At 63.2% G+C, this 17,322-nt stretch carries 20 protein-coding genes; 13 read left to right on the plus strand and 7 right to left on the minus strand.

Annotated features, from left to right (window positions below):
* Positions 1-30 precede the first annotated feature (30 nt).
* The gene (locus tag Q5H92_RS05655) at positions 31-519 is read right to left on the minus strand and encodes a hypothetical protein (protein WP_305010523.1); all 489 of its coding nucleotides are present in this window, start codon (positions 517-519) and stop codon (positions 31-33) included.
* A 260-nt stretch (positions 520-779) separates the two neighbouring features.
* Here Q5H92_RS05655 and Q5H92_RS05660 point away from each other — a divergent pair, with 260 nt between their 5' ends.
* Positions 780-2,876, plus strand: a complete 2,097-nt coding sequence (locus Q5H92_RS05660) for an ATP-binding protein (RefSeq protein WP_305010524.1) — start codon at positions 780-782, stop codon at positions 2,874-2,876.
* On the opposite strand, the gene Q5H92_RS05665 is transcribed toward Q5H92_RS05660, so the two are convergent.
* On the minus strand, positions 2,855-3,640 hold the full coding sequence (locus Q5H92_RS05665; RefSeq protein WP_305010525.1) for a LytR/AlgR family response regulator transcription factor: 786 nt from the start codon (positions 3,638-3,640) through the stop codon (positions 2,855-2,857). The genes Q5H92_RS05660 and Q5H92_RS05665 overlap by 22 nt on opposite strands.
* Positions 3,641-3,985: 345 nt before the next feature.
* On the opposite strand from Q5H92_RS05665, the gene Q5H92_RS05670 reads away from it, so the two are divergent.
* The 5 genes from Q5H92_RS05670 (at position 3,986) to Q5H92_RS05690 (ending at position 7,381) form a co-directional block, all read left to right on the plus strand.
* A complete protein-coding gene (locus Q5H92_RS05670) occupies positions 3,986-4,957 on the plus strand; it encodes a hypothetical protein (RefSeq protein ID WP_305010526.1) in 972 nt (323 codons plus the stop codon).
* A 100-nt stretch (positions 4,958-5,057) separates the two neighbouring features.
* Positions 5,058-5,573 carry a hypothetical protein gene (locus Q5H92_RS05675; RefSeq protein ID WP_305010527.1) on the plus strand — a complete coding sequence of 172 codons (516 nt, stop codon included), beginning with the start codon at positions 5,058-5,060 and terminating at the stop codon, positions 5,571-5,573.
* 66 nt (positions 5,574-5,639) lie between these two features.
* Positions 5,640-6,185: a hypothetical protein gene (locus Q5H92_RS05680; RefSeq protein WP_305010528.1), complete on the plus strand. Its 546-nt coding sequence runs from the start codon at positions 5,640-5,642 to the stop codon at positions 6,183-6,185.
* Positions 6,186-6,224: 39 nt separating this feature from the next.
* On the plus strand, positions 6,225-6,473 hold the full coding sequence (locus tag Q5H92_RS05685) for a hypothetical protein (RefSeq protein ID WP_305010529.1): 249 nt from the start codon (positions 6,225-6,227) through the stop codon (positions 6,471-6,473).
* Positions 6,474-6,535: 62 nt separating this feature from the next.
* Entirely contained in the window at positions 6,536-7,381 is an 846-nt protein-coding gene (locus Q5H92_RS05690; RefSeq protein ID WP_305010530.1) for a hypothetical protein, read from the plus strand.
* A gap of 186 nt (positions 7,382-7,567) precedes the next feature.
* On the opposite strand, the gene Q5H92_RS05695 is transcribed toward Q5H92_RS05690, so the two are convergent.
* From Q5H92_RS05695 to Q5H92_RS05710, 4 genes are all read right to left on the minus strand, one after another.
* Positions 7,568-8,587, minus strand: coding sequence for an MBL fold metallo-hydrolase (locus Q5H92_RS05695; RefSeq protein ID WP_305010531.1), 1,020 nt, complete (start codon positions 8,585-8,587; stop codon positions 7,568-7,570).
* A gap of 63 nt (positions 8,588-8,650) precedes the next feature.
* Positions 8,651-10,033: a serine hydrolase gene (locus Q5H92_RS05700; RefSeq protein WP_305010532.1), complete on the minus strand. Its 1,383-nt coding sequence runs from the start codon at positions 10,031-10,033 to the stop codon at positions 8,651-8,653.
* Positions 10,034-10,204: 171 nt separating this feature from the next.
* Entirely contained in the window at positions 10,205-10,438 is a 234-nt protein-coding gene (locus Q5H92_RS05705) for a helix-turn-helix domain-containing protein (protein WP_305010533.1), read from the minus strand.
* Positions 10,439-10,463: 25 nt separating this feature from the next.
* The gene (locus Q5H92_RS05710) at positions 10,464-11,120 is read right to left on the minus strand and encodes a DUF2975 domain-containing protein (protein WP_305010534.1); all 657 of its coding nucleotides are present in this window, start codon (positions 11,118-11,120) and stop codon (positions 10,464-10,466) included.
* 287 nt (positions 11,121-11,407) lie between these two features.
* On the opposite strand from Q5H92_RS05710, the gene Q5H92_RS05715 reads away from it, so the two are divergent.
* Positions 11,408-12,226 (plus strand): DUF4097 family beta strand repeat-containing protein, encoded by an 819-nt coding sequence (locus tag Q5H92_RS05715; RefSeq protein ID WP_305010535.1) that lies wholly within the window; start codon positions 11,408-11,410, stop codon positions 12,224-12,226.
* A 129-nt stretch (positions 12,227-12,355) separates the two neighbouring features.
* On the opposite strand, the gene Q5H92_RS05720 is transcribed toward Q5H92_RS05715, so the two are convergent.
* Complete coding sequence (locus tag Q5H92_RS05720; protein WP_305010536.1) at positions 12,356-12,628, minus strand: hypothetical protein; 273 nt, start codon at positions 12,626-12,628, stop codon at positions 12,356-12,358.
* A 140-nt stretch (positions 12,629-12,768) separates the two neighbouring features.
* Here Q5H92_RS05720 and hutU point away from each other — a divergent pair, with 140 nt between their 5' ends.
* The 6 genes from hutU to Q5H92_RS05750 all read left to right on the plus strand — a co-directional run bounded on the left by hutU (position 12,769) and on the right by Q5H92_RS05750 (position 17,247).
* Positions 12,769-14,538 carry a urocanate hydratase gene (gene hutU, locus Q5H92_RS05725; protein ID WP_305010537.1) on the plus strand — a complete coding sequence of 590 codons (1,770 nt, stop codon included), beginning with the start codon at positions 12,769-12,771 and terminating at the stop codon, positions 14,536-14,538.
* 174 nt (positions 14,539-14,712) lie between these two features.
* Entirely contained in the window at positions 14,713-15,288 is a 576-nt protein-coding gene (locus tag Q5H92_RS05730) for a DUF6985 domain-containing protein (RefSeq protein ID WP_305010538.1), read from the plus strand.
* Between the two features lie 118 nt (positions 15,289-15,406).
* Complete coding sequence (locus Q5H92_RS05735) at positions 15,407-16,141, plus strand: NADPH-dependent F420 reductase (RefSeq protein ID WP_305010686.1); 735 nt, start codon at positions 15,407-15,409, stop codon at positions 16,139-16,141.
* A gap of 158 nt (positions 16,142-16,299) precedes the next feature.
* Positions 16,300-16,521: a hypothetical protein gene (locus Q5H92_RS05740; RefSeq protein WP_305010539.1), complete on the plus strand. Its 222-nt coding sequence runs from the start codon at positions 16,300-16,302 to the stop codon at positions 16,519-16,521.
* The gene (locus Q5H92_RS05745; protein WP_305010540.1) at positions 16,503-16,904 is read left to right on the plus strand and encodes a type II toxin-antitoxin system VapC family toxin; all 402 of its coding nucleotides are present in this window, start codon (positions 16,503-16,505) and stop codon (positions 16,902-16,904) included. Before Q5H92_RS05740 ends, Q5H92_RS05745 begins: the two co-directional genes overlap by 19 nt.
* A 124-nt stretch (positions 16,905-17,028) precedes the next feature.
* The gene (locus tag Q5H92_RS05750; RefSeq protein WP_305010541.1) at positions 17,029-17,247 is read left to right on the plus strand and encodes a hypothetical protein; all 219 of its coding nucleotides are present in this window, start codon (positions 17,029-17,031) and stop codon (positions 17,245-17,247) included.
* Positions 17,248-17,322: the final 75 nt, after the last annotated feature.

Below are 17,322 nucleotides of genomic sequence, written 5' to 3' on the forward strand. Positions count from 1 at the left end.
CGGGCCGCCAAATACCCGGCCGACCTGCGCTCAGCGCGCGCGTTTGCTGGCTTTGGGCCGGGACTTGGGCGCGGGTACTGGCGGCTTGGGTGGCGCGGCCACCAGGTCGTAAACCCCCCGGTTGCCGGCCGGGTAGCCGAAAATGGTGATGCTGAGGCGCTGCGTGGCCGGCTGAAACCGGAAGGTGCCCCGCTGCACATCGGCCCCTTTCAAGTCGCTGAAGGCAAAGCGGATGCTGTCGCCGGCCAGCGTGTAAGTGCCCGTTTGATTGAAATAATAGGGCTTGCCCGAGGCCACGATGCTCATGCGCTTTTCGTAGGAACCGTCGGCGCGCAAGGTGAGGGTGCCACCCACGCCGCTCACCTGGGTGGGCGCGCCGGCGCTGGTGGTGTCGTACACGGTATAGGCTGTGTAGATATAGGTGGTGTAGAAGGACGGCCGAATCGGGTTGGTTTGCGCCCGGGCTATCGAAGCTGATGATAAACTGATTAGGAGTGAAAAAACGATTGGAATACGCATGGGATGATATAAATAGCAGCGCTGAATTATTGCTCTACCGTGGTCAGGACGACGCCGCGCGAAGGTAAAGCCGGCCAGCAGCAAAGTGGTTGGCAACTGATTTGGCAAAAACAGGGCCTGTAATGTTTATTTACTTGAATAAACACAGACAACTTTTGATTAGCTGAGCAAACGTGGAGGAATACGTAAGCAGCAGAAGCAATCAAGCAGCGGGCTACCGGTTGGGTAGCCTCGCAAAGCGCCTAGCTGCGGGCCTGGTAATGGCCGGACTGCTGGCAGCGGGCCCCGCCGCCCCGGCCGATACGGCCCAGGTGCGCGCCCTGCTGCACCAGGCGCAGGGCCTGCTGCGGGCCGGCCGGAACGAGGCCGCGCATCCGTTGCTGGTGCAAGCCCACGCCTTGGCCCACGGCCTGCACTTCGCCCCCGGCGAAATCGAAAGCCTGCGCGTGCTGGGCAAGGCCGAGCTGGTGCACGGCAGCTTTGCCGAAGCCCGCGCCTACCTGAACCAGGGCGTGGACCTGGCCCGGCGCACCCCCGGCCAGGGCCACGCCCTGGCCAACGTGCTGCTCACCCTCGGCCAGGTGGCTAATGAGCAGGACGACTACCCCGGCGCGCTGCGCGCCTGCGAGGAGGCGCTGCGTCTCTACCACGCCCACGGCGCTTTGCGCGATGAAGCCCGCACCCGCAACGGCCTGGGCATTATTTACAGCAGCCGGGGCGACTTCCCAAGGGCGCTGGCTATGCTGCTGCCAGCGCTGCGGCAAAGCCAGCAGCTGCAGGACAGCGCCTTGCAGGCCAATTGCCTGAGTAACCTGGGCGCGGTTTATTTCCGGCACAACGAATTCCGGAAGGCCCAACAGTACTTCGAGCAGGCCTTGCCGCTGGTGCGCCGCAGCCCCGAAACAAGTACCCTAGCCGACTGCCTGACCAACGTGGCCGCTTCGCATCAGCAACTGGGGGAGCTAACGGAGGCCGAGACGTTTTACAAGGAAGCCATTGCCGTATCGGAGCAGGCCGGCGAGCGGGCCCAGCTGGGCGTGGTATTGAGCGACTACGCCCAGCTGCAAACTGAGCAAAAGCGCCTGCCCGCCGCGCAAGCCACGCTGGAGCGCGCCCGCGCGCTGCTGGAAAACTCGGGCGATACCGGCACGCTGGCGGCCACGCTGGTGGCGCTGGGGCAGCTGCACCAGAAGCTGGGCCACCCGGCCGAAGCCGAAGCCCAGGCCCGGCGAGCCCTGGCGCTGGCCACGTCCATTCGCGACTGGAGCGTGCTGGAAACGGCCGGCCAACTGCTGGCCGGCCTGCTCAAGCAGCGGGGCGACTACCGCCAGGCGCTGACCTTTGCCGAGCAGGCGTACGCCGCCCACGACACGCTCTTCACGCAGTCGAAGGCCGAGGAAATGGGGCGTTTGCAGGGCGACTTTCAGCTCAGCCAGGAGCGGGCGCGGGCGCAGGCCCTGGCCCGCACCGGCGAGGCCCAGCAGCAGCGCCTGCAAGCCCAGCAGCGCCAGCTGTGGGGCCTGGGACTGGGCTTTGCCGTGGTGGCCGCGGCCGGGCTGGCCCTGTGGCGGCTGAACCGCCTGCTGGGCCACAAAAACCAGCAGATTGAGCGGCAAAGTGCCGAATTGACCAAACTGAACGCGACGAAAGACCGGCTTTTTTCCATCATCGGGCACGATTTGCGCGGGCCACTGCACTCGCTGCACGCCTTCGTCGAGTTGCTGGACGGGCCGCCGCTGCCGCCCGCCCGGCTCAGCCAGTACACCCAGCGCCTCACCCGCACCCTCGACCACACCCTGGCCCTGCTCGAAAACCTGCTGAACTGGGCCGCGCTGCAAATGCGGGCCAGCGCCCCGCCCCGCCCCGAGAACCTGGCCCTGGCCGGCTTGGTTGAGGAAAACATTGGCCTGCTCACGGCGGCGGCCGACGCGGCCCAGGTCGCCCTCACCCACCACTTGACGGGCGACGAACGCGCCTGGGCCGACCCGGCCGCCGTGCGGCTGGTGTTGCGCAACCTGCTGGCCAATGCCATCAAGTTCACGCCCGCGGGCGGCACCGTGAGCATCTCGGCCACCCAGGAGGCTGGCTGCTGGCAACTGGCCGTGGCCGATAACGGGCGCGGCCTGCCCACGCCCACGCCCCACCAGCCCCTGCGGCCCGATGCTCTGGAGCGCCGCGCCGGCGAGGCCGGCCAGGCCCGCAGCACCGGCCTGGGCCTGCTGCTCAGCCGCGACATGGCCACCCGCACCGGCGGCCAGCTGTGGGTGGCCAGCGCCGGCCCGGGCCAGGGCACCACCTTCACCCTGCGTCTGCCCGTGGCCGAGCAGCCGGCCGCCTACGCCCGTTTGGACGGATGACGGCTGAGCAGCCGCTGCTGCACCACTTGGTTCAAAACGGTTTCCCGGAAGGTACTGCCCAGCGGCACCTCGACCTTGCCGATGCGCACTTCCTGATTGGTGACGGCGTCAATGTGCCGGATGTTCACCAGAAAGGAGCGGTGCGTGCGCACGAACAAGGCCGGGGGCAACTGCTCCTCCATGTGCTTGAGGTTGACCAGGGTGATGTGCACCGTGCCGTCGAGCAGGTGCACCTTCACAAAGTCGCGCATGGCCTCCACGTAGGTCACCTCGTCGTAGCGCAGCTTCAGAAATTGTAGTTCGGTGCGGATGAAAAAGGTGTCGGCCCCGGCCGTTGGGTCGGCGGCGTCGGCCGGGGCAACGGGCGCCGGGGCAGCCTCAGCCGCGCGGCCGCGCAGCAGCAGCAGCGCCTTGTCGATGGCCCGCAGAAAGCGGTCGAAACGCAGGGGTTTCACCAGGAAATCTACCGCATCCAGTTCGTAGGTGGGCAGAGCGTACTCGGGGTGCGAGGTCATGAAAATGACCTGCGGCGGCTGGCGCAGCGCCCGCACCAACTCCAGGCCGCTGAGTTGCGGCAGCTCGATGTCGGTGATGAGGATGTCGACGGGGGTACGGGCTAGGTGCTCGAAAGCTAGCAGGGCATCGTCATACTGTCCCACGAGTAGGAGCGACGGAATGCGCTCCACAAAGCTGACCGCCAAGTCGCGCACCAGCAGGTCGTCATCGAGGACAAGGCACGTAAAGGGAGCGGGGCTGGAAGGCATAAGTGAAAAACAGAGCAGGCAAATAAACAGAAGTTTAGCGAAGCCCGGCCGTGGGGCAGGAAACGATGCGCTGAGGGGTTAGCTTTTTTTCGTGTTGTTCCGGCGTTCGTGCTTGCAGATGACAGCCTCAGTCGGTCGATTTTTTGCGGGCCTTGCTATACTTCATCGGCAGGGGCGGTGGGTCGGCGCTTAGCTTTCCGGAGATGGAGTGGCTGCGGGCTGGGCTGAGCCCCTTTGGGTTGCTGCTCAGCCTTAAACCAGCGGCCTATATCCCTAACCTTATAAGCGCCCGCTATGAAAAAGTTTTGCGCACTAATGGCCTCAGGCATGCTGCTTACGGCCATTATGAACACCAGAGCAGTAGCCCAACCGGCCTATAGCGGCCCCCCCGGCGCGGTGCACATGAAAGAAGGCCAGCGGCTGCAGGCCGCCGGTAACCGGGCCGGCGCCGCGGCGGCCTATCAAAAAGCCTACGAGGCCTTCACCAGCGTCGATGATTCGGACGGCATGATTGCGGCCCTGGCCCGCAAAAAAGCCGTGGAAAGCGGGGCCGCCACACCGGCCGCCGCCGCCCCGAGAGCCGTAGCCGCCGCCCCGCGCGCCGCCGCTGCGGTCGCCCGCCCGGCCGCTGCCGCCAACGCCGGCGACCTCACCCAGCCCGTGGCGGGTGCCGTGAATGGCGGCCGGCCAGTGGGGCTGTTTTTCATGACCCGGTACTGGATAGCCACCCGCTCGCTGGAAAAGTCGACCTATTATTTTGCCCCCAACGGACAGGTGTACGTCGACCCCAAGGGGTTTTCGGCGGCGGCGCTGGCGGCCCTGCCGGCCAGCTCGCGCGGCAGCTATTCGGTGGCGGGCAATAAGCTCACCGTGCGCTGGGCCAGCGGCCAAACATCCAGCAGCGAAGTAGAACCCCAAGCCACCACGTTTGGCTGGGACATGGGCATTTTCCTGGCCGGCCGGCCCTTCACGAGCCCGGGCCAGCTCACGGGCTCGTTCGAGGGCGGCAATTCCATCAGCACGAGCAGCGGCAGTGCCTCGGCGGTGAGCAGCCTCACCTTCCGGCCCGATGGCACCTACACCGGCGGTGGCGCCTCCAGCTTCGGGGGGCGCGACGCGGACGGCGCCAAAACCTACAGCGCCGGCAGTAGCAGCAGCGGCAACAGCGGCCGCTGGAGCCTGAACGGCTGGCTGCTCACCCTCACCGATGCGCAGGGCCACACCAACCGCGGCGTGGCTTTTCCGGTGGAGAAGAATGACAAAACCGGCCAGGTAACGCGGTTCTACTTCGACAATGTGGCCTACAAGCGCCTATAAGCCGCCCGCCGGCTTTGGCCTGGAGCAGGGCCAGGCGGGAGGTGCTGAAGCAGCTTTTGTCTCGGTTTGTTATTGATTACTAATTTAAAATCAACATTCCATGTTCAATCGAGTAGCCCCGGCGGCTCTCCTCTGCGCCTTATTTCTCCTCCTGACTTCGGGCGCATCGGCGCAGGACTACCGGGCCCTATACGGCAGCCGCGGCCCGCGCACCTGCCCCAGCACGAAAGCCCCCCCGAAAGGGCCCATATCGGCCAATCAGGCCATGCAATACTTCATTTGCGGCACGGAAGGCCTCTTCGGCGACGACCTATACTTGGTGGGCAACGTGACGTTGCAGATTGGCAAGGGCCGGCCTTTCTTGCCTAACACCGACATGCTGCCCGACGCGGATGTGTCGGCGCTGGTGTATCCAGTGCGGGGCAGCTACGTGCGCTACCAGATTTCGAAAATCTCGAAAGTCTTCCCCAATGCCGGGAAAAACTGCAACGTGTACCCCCAGCCCCACGCCAGCGGCCTGTGCTACCGCACCACGTTTGGCGATTGGGTGTGCAAGATGATTGACACCTCGGCGCCCGCCATGGCCATCCAGAATAACGTGGCCCCGCCCCAGTAAAAGCAGTGCCCCGAACTCAAATAGGCGCTTTATGGGGCATTTTTACCCGTTTCTACTTGATGATTCATGCATAAGTTTTGCTGCGCAATGTTGTTGCTGGTGTCGGCTGGCACCGCTTCCGGCCAATCGAAGAACCCAAAAAAAGCCGCGCCGGCTAACCCTGTCCGGCCGACTGCACAGGTGCTGGCGGCTAGCGGGTTGCCCACCAAGTTTTTCACCACCTACACCTACACGGTGTACCTGGTTTACGCCCCGAAGTACAGCCCCAAGCCATCCAACACCCGCGGCGTAGGCGGCACCCTCACGTTGGGCCCCAGCGGCAGCTACGAGAAAAAACTGACGATTCCGGGCCCCTACGGCCGCAACCATTTCGATGAAACCGGCCGCTACACCCTCAACGGCAAGAACATCCAGCTCACCTACACCGATTCGCACGGCAAGCCGGTGACCTACGGCGGCACCTTCAACTACAGCGAGCCCGCCCAGGCCCTGAGCATGGTGCTGAACCAGGAAGCCGACGGCGGACGGGAGGTTTTTGGCCTAGTGGTGAAGGGCTCCGAAGACGTGAAACGCACCTTTAACGACGACGGCACCGTGAAGCTGGGCGACTAAGCGGCCCCAGACCCAGTTGCAACTTAAACAAGCCATCCGATGCGTAATTCGCCGCCTTTCCCCAAAGAGCCAGTGCCCTGGCCCACCTGGTTGCTCAAGCTAGCCAGATGGCTCTTTGTGATAGGCGTTATCGGCGTAGTGCTGATAGTTACGCTGGTGATGAATGTGCACTGGGCCATCAAGCCCAAAGATGAAAAGCTGGATGCCGCCCGCGCCGCCGCGAGCCGCCCGGTGCCCAACTCGGCCCAGGTTCGCCCGGCGGCAGCACCAGCCCACACCCGCAAGTAGGCCGCCCAGAAAATGAATTCGAACCCTGATTGCCCATCATTGTCTCATTCATTCTTCATCCCATGAGTACCGTCAGCCCCATTGAGCAGCCCACGGCCCAGAGCGCCGGTTCCAATTTTTCCTTCGAGGCCACCGGCCCCGCGTGCGAGGCCTTTGCCGTGCGCGTGGGCTATTTCTGGCTGATGGTCCTGGCCTCGGTGGCCGGCCTCATTACCGGCCTGATTAATCTGGTGACGCAGCCCAGCCCGCCGGTTTTGGTGCTGGCTGCCGCCCTGCTGGCGGTGGGTTACCTGGCCTGGCAGCGGGGCTACCGGGCCGTGCAGCTGGAGCTGGGCCCGCGCAGCCTGCGCATTCAGCCCGTGGCACTCGGCCAGCCGGCCGAAGAGTTGCCGCTGCCGCGCATTGCCAACTACCTGCGGCCAATGGAGTCGGCCTACCAGATTCTGGAGCTGCAACTCCACGGCGGGGCCACGCTCAAATTCGGCAAGCGTATGCGCAACCCCGGCGCGGGCCTGCTGACCTTGGACGCCTGGACCGAAGTGCTGGCCGCCCGCCTCGAAGAATCCCGGCCGGCCTTCGCCAGCATACCCGTTGCTGCTACACTCAGCGCCGCTCCCGCCGCTGCCAACAGCCTGGACAGCGGCTTGGTGGCCGAGCCGCCTCGCACTCTGGGGCGCTCCGTGCTGGGCAAGGTGCTGGCCGGCGTAGCCATCGTTTGGCTGCTGCTGGCCGGGCTGGTGCTCTTCGACCCCAGCCAGCACGTGGCCACTTGGGTATTTCTGGCGCCCGTCATGTACCTGGCCTATTTTCTCCAGTCCCGGAGCACGCTCAAAACCAGAACTACCGTCACGACCAGCCGACGTTCGGCCGAGGACGATGAGGTGTACGAGGCCTGGAAAAACTACTAACCAGCCCGAGTGACCGCGCCCCTGTGTAGCGGCGCTAGTTAGCAGTCATTGCCAGGCTTGGGCCCTCAAAAAACGAAGCCGCGCAGGTGGCGACAGCGCCGGAAAGGCACCTGTCACCGCCTACGCGGCTTCGTTTTCCGATTGGTCAGGGGCAGTTGCTACGTCCCTATACCGGCCGCCGTTACTTTAGCTTCCAACGCCGCCCCGGTACAGCGGGGGTGGGGTAGCCGACGGGTATTTGCCCGATTTCTTCGCGGCTTTGATGGCTTTTCGATAAGCCTTCGACTCCTTTTTACCCTTCCGCCGGCCGCCGGTGAGCAGCCACGCCGCCCCGGCCGCCAGAATGCCGGCCCCGATGATAGCAGCCTGCATGGGCAGCTTGTCTTTGGGCGCGGGCGGCAGGTGCTCGACGCCGCTGGCGTCGGTGCGGGCGGGCTCGTTCACGTAGCGGCCGTGCGCGGGTATGGGGTAATTATCGGCCAGGGCGCGCAGGCCGGCGGCGGCTTCCGGACCCGTGATGACCGGGCCGTGGCCGCAGCCAATGGCTTTGGGCTCTAGGTCGGCTAGGGTTTGCACCGATTGGCGGGCAGCCTGCCAGTCGTAGTTGAAGGGCGTGCCGGCCCGGCTGATTTTGGGCAGGCCCAGCAGCACGGCGGGCACCGAGTCGTGGTCGGTGGTGGCGAAGGCATCGCCGCCAATCAGCACCCGGTCGGCCTCGCGGAAGAAGGCCAGCTGGCCGGGCGCATGGCCGGGCACGTGCAGCCAGCGGAAATTCATGAGGTAGGGCGTGCTGGGGTCGTCGGCATCCAGCGCCTGCACCCGGTCTTCGAGGTTGGGCAGCTGGGTGGGGAAGAAGCGGCTCATGAAGGCCAGCGAACCGCCCACGGTGGGGTCGCGCGGCGGGTAGAGGGCTTTGCCGGTCACGTAGGGCAGTTCCAGCGGGTGCACGATGACGGGCACGTTCCAGTGGTCAGCCAGCTCCCGGGCCGAGCCCAGGTGGTCGAGGTGGCCGTGGGTGAGGAGGATGGCCTCGGGGTGGGTGCCGGGATAGAAGAGCTTGTCGGCGGCGGCAATGATGGTTTTGGCGCTGCCGGGCAGGCCGGTATCAATCAGCACCCACTCGCCGGGCGTGCCGGTCTCAACAAAATACACATTGACAAAGCGCTGAATGCGCAGCTGGGTGACGCCGGCGGCTAGGGTATCCATAGAGCTTGCAAAGGGGATTGGTGGAGCCCGGCTTTACGCAGATGTCCAGCTTAGGGGTGCGCCCTATTCCACTTTTGTGCCCGGCGAGGCATTGCCGCCCTGGTGCAGAATCAGCTTCTCGACGGCCCCGCTGGCGTTTTTTACAAATTCGACTTCGGCCGGCACGCCCTGCACCGTGAAGCGGGCCGGGCCGGTGGCCACCAGCACGAAGGGCTGCTGCCCGGTGGCCTGGGCCGAGAGCTGGCTGCCGTCGGCTTTCACCGTGATGAAAAACGTGGGCGCGAGTTGGTACTTGCCCACGTAGGGCGCCACTGTGGCGGCATCGACGGCCACGGCTTGGCGGGCGGCGGGCTCCGGCTTGGGGCCGGTGGTGGGCCGGTGGTAGAGCACGCGCAGCAGGTCCAGGCTCACTTCCTGCACGTGCGGGCCGCCTTCGTTGTCGAGCACCACCACCAATTGCCGGTCGCGCGGGGCCCGCAGCAGGTAGGCGCCAAAGCCGTTGACGTGCCCGCTGTGGCCCAGCAGCGCCACGGTGTCGGCGCCAACCACGGCCCTGGAGGCTATCCAGCCGTAAGCATAGTTGCCTTTGAAGGGCTTGAACAGCGACGCCTTACTAGCATCGTTCAGCAGCTGCGTGGTGTACAGGGCCTGGTCCCACTTATACAGGTCGCCCACGGTGGAATACAGCGAGCCGGCGGCGTAGGGCACGGTCATGTCGACGTACGAGGTATTGTAGAACGTGCCGGTCGCGGCTTTGTCGTAGCCGGCTGCGCGCCGGGGCAGCACGGTTTCGGCCAGGTCGTAGCCAGTGTCCTGCATGTGCAGGGGCTGCAAAATGTTCTCGCTCAGCACCTGCGCATACGGCTTGCCCGTCACTTTCTCGATGATGGCGCCCAGCAGGAAGTAGCCCGAGTTGCTGTAGCGATACGTCGAACCCGGCTCGAACTCCAGTGGCAATTCAGCAAACGTGCGCAGGAAAGCGGCGGGCGTGGTGGGCAGTATGCTGGCGGCGGCAAAGCCGGGCTGCGCCGTGTAGTTGGGTATGCCCGAGGTGTGCGTGAGCAAGTGGTGGATGGTGATTTTATCGCCGGCAGCTTTCGGGTAATCGGGCAGGTAATCCGAGACGTGGCCGTCGAGCTTCAACTTGCCTTTCTCCACCAGCTGCATCACCAGCAGGGCCGTGAACTGCTTGGTGAGCGAGCCCAGCCGGAACTTGGTGTCGGCCGCGTTGGGCTGGTTCCATTCGCGGTTGGCCAGGCCGTAGCCTTTGGCAAAAACGACCTTGCCGTGCTCCGCCACCAGCACCGTGCCGTTGAGCTGGCCAGCTTTGGCGTAGGAAACGGCCAGGGCATCGAGCTGCTTGGGCAGGCTCTGGGCCTGGGTGCTGGCCGGCGAATGGAGAAGAAGGGAAGCGGCGAGGAATGAGCAGAAAAAAGGGGCTTTCATGGAAATGATGGAAAGTGGTGAAAGCGAGATTGATTTGCCGTCATGCAGAGCGTCACGAAGCATCTCGCGTGGGGTAGTAATCATTGCAATTGAGCTGGTTAAAGCACGCGAGATGCTTCGCTGCGCTCTGCATGGCGGCCTATGTGCTGTCACGCTTCTGGGTAAGTAGCATTACCCGTCGTCGTGCGCAATGGGCCCCTCGCCGGGCACATACTCCAGCAGGTCGCCGGGCTGGCAGTCCAGGGCCTTGCAGATGGCTTCGAGGGTGGAAAAGCGCACGGCCTTGGCCTTGTCGCTTTTGAGAATGGACAGGTTGGCCAGCGTGATATCGACGGCGGCGGCCAGGGTGCTGAGCGACATCTTGCGTCGGGCCAGCATCACATCGAGGCGAACGATGATGGGCATAGAAGAGGAGCGATAAAAACGTAACTCAGACGGTGAATTCGGCATCTTCGGCCAGCTCCACGCCGCGCTGGTAGCCGGTAGCGACGAGCAGCAACAGCACGCCAATCAGCCAGTTGGCCACCAGCGAGGAGCCGAAATCCATCACCGGGGTGAGGCCGGCCGCCGCATCGGCCAGGTAGGCGCTCAGCCACCAATGTGCCAGCCAGTAGTACACGTCGCAGCCGATGAGCAGGACGCCCAGCCAGCGCAGGCGCCGCACGTTGGCCGGCGCGAAGGGTTGGCCGGGCCGCAGGTCGCGCAGAATTCGGTACACGAGCCAGCAGAACAGCAGGGCCGCCACCACCCGCGGCACCGACTGCGGCTCGGCGTTGACGAGGCGCAACGCTAGCCGGCGGGCGGCGCTGGCCTCGTGTTGCACCAGCACGAAGGAGCGGCTGCGCGGCAGCAGCAGCGCGGAGTCGCGCCCGGCGAGCTGCTGCCGCGCGTCCTGCATTTGGCCTAATTCGGTTTCCCAATCCAGGGCCGGGCGCTGGCGCACGTTGAGGGTGATGACATCGGCGGGCTGCTCGGGCACGAAAAAGGCCCGGTAGAGATAAAAGGTCAGGGCCAGCGCGCCGGCCACGCTCGCCACCAGAAACAGGTAGCGCAAGCCGGTGATGATGCCAGTGGTGAAGCGGTTCATGAGCGAGAAGGGTTGGTGATAGAGTGAGACAAATGAACAAGATATTTATTGATAAACAATAAAAAATTACTGTTATAAGGAAAATATTTTTTGCTAATCGGTTGCCATTGTATTTCGCATAATGAGGCAACGGCCGGCGGCAGCAGGTGGCGCCGCACCTAAGCGGTGAAAAAATGAGGAGGGCCGTGTAACGAATCGGCGGGCGCCCGGTACCCCTTTTGCCGCTTACCGCCGGCCCGGCGCAGTCACCCGTTGCTTCAACTCTCCAATCATATTTCCCAATATCCATGAAAGCCCTTTTTTCTGCACTCGCCCTCAACTGCCTGGCTCTCGTGGCCTCAGCCCAAACCGTTTCCGAGCCTCAATTCACCAGCACCTGCCAGGAAGGCGGCGGCTGGCGCAACGGCGGCGAAAACCAGCAGTTCTGCGAAACCCGCGACTTGACCATGCCCGCGCCCGCCGGCCAGCCCCTGCGCATTGAAGGCGGCGCCAACGGCGGCATCACGGTGCACGGCTGGGACGGCCCCAACGTGCGCATCCGGGCTAAGGTGACGAGTTGGGCACCTACCGAAGCCGAAGCCCAGGCCCGCGTAAAAACCGTGAGCATTGCCACCGCCAACAGCGAGCTGCGAGCCACCTCCACGGAGAAAAACGAGCAGTATGCTGTGAGCTACGAGGTGTTTGTGCCGCGCCGAACTACTCTGGCTCTGAACACGATGAACGGCGGCATCAGCCTCGATAACCTGTTGGGCGACGTGAAATTCCACGCCACCAACGGCGGCGTGTCGCTCCGGGGCCTGGGCGGCCAGGTGACGGGCCAAACCGTGAACGGCGGCCTGAGCATTGCACTCACTGGTACCCAATGGGACGGTAAAGGCCTCGACATAGAAACCACCAACGGCGGTATCTCCTGGAAGCTTCCTAAAGACTATTCGGCCCAGCTTTTTACCAGCACCAACATGGGCAACATCCGCGCAAATATGCCGGTGACCCGGACGGGCTTTTTGCGGCGCGAGATGGCCATCACCCTGGGCAAGGGCGGCGCCCCGGTGCGCGCCATCACCACCAACGGCGGCGTGACACTCCGGCAGGAGGGGCAGGACTGACCTTGCATAATAGAACGTCCTGCTGAGCGCAGCCGAAGCATCTCTACCGCGCATGTAATTGATTTTACTGCTGCGGTAGAGATGCTTCGGCTGCGCTCAGCATGACGTTCATTTTTGTCCAGTATAATCTCAGCAGCCGCAGCTGAAATCGGGATAATCGGCGTAGCCGGGCGCCTGCTTGTCATCGAGCCGGATAAGATGGTCAAGCCGGATTTCCTCGCCCGATTTCAGGCGCATGTACTCCACTTTGTCGCGGATAAACAGTGTTTCAATCACGCCTGAGCCCAGGCAAAGCTGGCGCAGGTCGTTGAAATATTGCAGGTCGACGCGCCGGCGCTGGGTGGCAGCGGCTTCCAGCTCGTCGTAGTAGTTGCAGTCGATGGGTTTATAGTCGGTGCTCATGGGGGAAATGTAGCGTGGACTCTGCGAGTCCGCGCGTATTTGGAATTGTACGGAAAGCTCACAAGAAACGGGCATGCGCGGACTCGCAGAGTCCACGCTACATTTTCCTATCTTCGCCGCACCACCCAAACCACCCGCCCATGACGCCCACCACCGACCAGACCGCTGAGCTCAATCTCGAAGCCAATTCCCTCTCGAACACTCCGCCCAAGCCCGAAGGCAAGCGCCCAATGTTCTACGAGTTCAAGCCTGAAGAAACCATCAAGGCCAAGCACGGCACCGAGCTGCGCTGCAAAACTTGGGAAGCCGAAGCCGCCCTGCGCATGCTGGAAAACAACCTCGACCCCGCCGTTTCGCTGGTTTACGATGAGCTGATTGTGTACGGCGGTGCCGGCCGCGCCGCCCGCAACTGGAAGGAATATCAAACCATCGTCAAAACCCTCAAGGAGCTGGAAGCCGACGAAACCATGCTCGTGCAATCGGGCAAGGCCGTGGGCGTGCTCAAAACCTGGCCCCACGCGCCCCGCGTCCTCATCGCCAACTCCAACATCGTGCCCGCGTGGAGCACCCAGGAGTACTTCGATGAACTCGACAAAATGGGCCTGATGATGTACGGCCAGATGACGGCCGGCTCCTGGATTTACATTGCCACCCAAGGCATTTTGCAGGGCACGTATGAGACGTTTGCCGCTATGGCGGATAAGCATTTCGGCGGCAGTCTGCGCGGCACCATCACCCTCACGGCCGGCCTGGGCGGCATGAGCGGCGCCCAGCCCTTGGCCGTGACCATGAACGACGGCGTGTGTCTCGTCATCGAGCCCATTGACGAGCGGGTGAAGCAGAAGGTGCGCGAGGGCTACGTGGACGAGCAGGCCCGCGACCTCACCCACGCCCTGGAGCTGTGCGAGCAGGCTAAGGCCGATGGCAAAGGCTGGTCCGTGGGCCTCACCGGCAACGCGGCGACCGTGCTGCCGCGCCTGCTAGAGCTGGGCTTCGACGCCGAAATCGTGACCGACCAAACCTCGGCCCACGACCTGATGGACTACATTCCCGAAGGCGAGATAGGAGAGGTGCTGGCCCTGAAAACGGCCAACCCCGAGGAGTTCAAGAAGCAAGCCCTGGCTTCCATTGTGAAGCACGTGGAGGCCATTCTGGAAATGCAAAAGCGCGGCACCATCGCCGTGGACTACGGCAACAACCTGCGCGGCCAGGCCGAAAAAGGCGGCCTGAACGTGCGCGACGAAGCGGGCCAGTTCCTGTACCCAGGCTTCGTGCCCGGCTACATCCGCCCGCTGTTTTGCGAGGGCAAAGGCCCCTTCCGCTGGGCCGCCCTCTCAGGCGACCCGCAGGACATCCTGCGCATCGACCGCGCCCTGCTCGAAACCTTCCCCGACAACAAGCTCCTGGCCCGCTGGATTGAGAAGGCCCAGGCCAAAGTACCCTTCATCGGCCTGCCGGCCCGCGTGTGCTGGCTGGGCTACGGCGAGCGCGAGAAGTTCGGCCTAGTTATCAACGACCTCGTGGCGCGGGGCGAGGTCTCGGCTCCCATCGTCATCGGCCGCGACCACCTCGACTGCGGCTCGGTGGCCTCGCCCAACCGCGAAACCGAAGGCATGAAGGACGGCTCCGACGCCGTGGCCGACTGGCCCCTGCTCAACGCCCTGGCCAACTGCGCCAGCGGCGCCGACTGGGTGAGCCTGCACAACGGCGGCGGCGTGGGCATCGGCAACAGCACCCACTCCGGCATGGTGATAGTAGCCACCGGCACCCCCGAAAAAGCCGAACGCCTGCGCCGCGTCCTCACCACCGACCCCGGCATGGGCATCTTCCGCCACGCCGACGCCGGCTACGAGCTGGCCCAGGACGTGGCCCGCGAGCGCGGCGCCAAGATTCCGGGGCTGCCCATGTAGCATAAGCTTCAGCTTGTGCCCCTTTAGCACGTCATGCAGAGCGCAGCGAAGCATCTTTACCGCTCAATGCAATCCAATCGACAGGATTAGTATTGAGGTAAAGATGCTTCGCTGCGCTCTGCATGACGTTCTTTTGGCTGCATTTGCCCTCCGCTTCACACCATTGTAACCATTATGACTGCCGACGACACCCTATCCCCGCCATTCCCACCGTTTGAATGGGACGGCTATTACTGGGACGGCGCGGTGAAGCTGCCGGCCTGGGCCGGCCAGCGCCCCTGGCAGCTCGGTGCCGACTCGGCCAACGACACCATAGAAATCCACGTCAACACCGAAGGCGACGAGCCGGCGCCGCCGCTGCCCAGCCAAGCCGCGGCCTTCGAGGACTTGCTGGCCCGGCAGGAGTCGGTGCGCGACGCCATTCTGCAGGCCGTATTTGCGCTATACGCTGAGAATTATCTGGTCTGGCGCGAGGAGAACGGCTACGACGAGGCCGAAGCGGAAGAATTCCTGCCCGCCCTCCGGCAACCCGCCGACCTCAAAGCCCTCATCACCCTCACCTCCATCACCATTTTCCCAACGGCCAAAGCCGGGCTCAGCTACACCGGCTACACCTTCGTTTGCACCTGGGAAGACGAACACGGCCTGGGCGCCATGCTGCACGGCAGCCGCGTGGTGGAAATAGGCGGGGCCGATACCGCCATTCTGGAGTGGATTGCGACTAAGGACTTAGAAGGGCAGGAGCAATAGAACAGCCCTGAGACATTGCGCGGCCATCCGGTAACTGGCCGCCGAAAAAAGCAAAACTGCCCCCACCGCTGTTTAAACCCCTGCGGCCGCAATTCGCTGCCGCATCACCCGCTTAAACATTCGCAGTATGAACATTGGAATCATCGGCGCCGGCCACATCGGCAGCGCCCTCGCCGTGCGCCTCACCAGCCTCGGCCACTCGGTTAAAATCGCCAACTCGCGCGGCCCCGAAACCCTGGGAGACGTGGCCCAGAAAACCGGCGCCACCCCCGTCACGGCCGAAGAAGCCGCCCAGGGCGCCGACCTCATCGTCGTCACCATCCCGCTGAAAAACATCCCCGACCTGCCCCAAGACCTGTTCGCGGGCGTGCCGGCCGAGGTGCCCATCATCGACACCAGCAACTATTACCCCCTGCTGCGCGACGGCCAAATCGCGGAGCTCGAAACCGGCGACCTCACCGAAAGCGGGTGGGTGCAGCAGCACCTGGGCCGCCCGGTGGTGAAGGTGTTCAACAACATCTACGCCGACCACCTCCAGAACAAGGGACTGCCCGCCGGCACCCCCGGCCGCATCGCCCTGCCCGTGGCCTCCGACGATGCCGCCGCCAAGCAAAAAGTAATGGCCCTAGTGGAAGAGCTGGGCTTCGACGCCGTGGACGACGGCACCCTGCCCGAGTCGTGGCGCCAGCAGCCCGGCACCCCGTCCTACGGCGCCGACCTGCCCGCCGACAAGCTGCGCGAGCACTTTGCCAGCCTCGGCCCCAAGCGCACCGAAACCCAGCACGCCGAGTACCTGGCCAACCACGCCAAGACGGAGCAGGCCATGGCCGCGCAAGGCATCAAGCTGAAATAAGCGGTTGCCGAAAATCGTTGAATAGAAAACGCCCTGCCGCCCGGCAGGGCGTTTTTTTGTGCCGTTTAATCTGAGTGCGCCGGGATTAGAGACGCACTGTTTCCATCGCCGCTGTTGTTACCTCCGTATCTTTAGAGAACCGCTAACCCCTTCCTGCGATGGCCCCTGTCCTCATTGAACCCCTAAGCGAGAAAGCCTACGAACTCCTGCAGCAGCTCGAAGCCCTGAATATTCTGCGGGTAGTGAAGCCTGCCGCCGAAGCCACCCCACCAGCCCCCCGAAAATGGGCCGGTGCCCTTGCTGCCATCTCCACCACCCCGGCCGAGGAATGGGATAAACACCTGCACGAAATTCGCAACGAATGGGAGCGGGATATTTAGTCGATACCAACGTCATCATCGACTTGGTGCTGGGCAGGCTCCCATCTGCGAGTGCCGTTTGGCTCGATACCCAACTGGCTGCGCAAAGAGTGGCCATTTCGATTATCACCCGCATCGAGTTGCTTGGCAAAGTGGTGCCCGTACCAGAGTCTGCTTTCCTCCAATCTTTTGTGCAAAGCGTGGCCGTGCTGCCCCTCGATGAGCTTGTTACGCAAGAAACCATCCGCCTGCGCCAGCAGCACCGCATCAAGCTGCCCGACGCCATCATTGCCGCCACCGCCCTCGCCTACGGCCTCCCACTCCTGACGCGCAACGTGAGCGACTTCCAGGCCCTGCCCGGCCTAACCGCTATCAACCCCCACGAGCCCCTGCCGCTACCCTAACGCCCCCGCCCCTAGCTACTTCTTGAAGAAACGGGTGTAGCTTAGGGCCGTGCCCGTATGGGAGTGTGATTCATTATCACTCATCCATTAGGTTTAGTAATTGATTTATTAACAGTGGTTAAAAATGGAAACCTGTAAACTTTGCCTAGAGAAAGAAGCTACTCAAACTGGCTCGCATATAGTGTCTGCATTCTACATTAAACCAGTAATCGGTTTGAGAGATAAGGAAAAAAGTTTTTTGATTACAAAAAACCCGTTTCAAGATTACAAAGAAAATAAAAAAGCAGAGCCGATAAAAGAGGATGAAATTCTCTGCCCAGGTTGTGAAAAAAGATTTTCTTAGGTTGAAACAGTAATTGCGGAAGAATTATCTGGCAAATTTCGAAAAGAAAATTTTAAAGTTAATTTTCCGGAAACC

It is taken from the genome of Hymenobacter mellowenesis, from assembly GCF_030581005.1.
Taxonomy (GTDB): Bacteria; Bacteroidota; Bacteroidia; order Cytophagales; family Hymenobacteraceae; genus Hymenobacter; species Hymenobacter mellowenesis.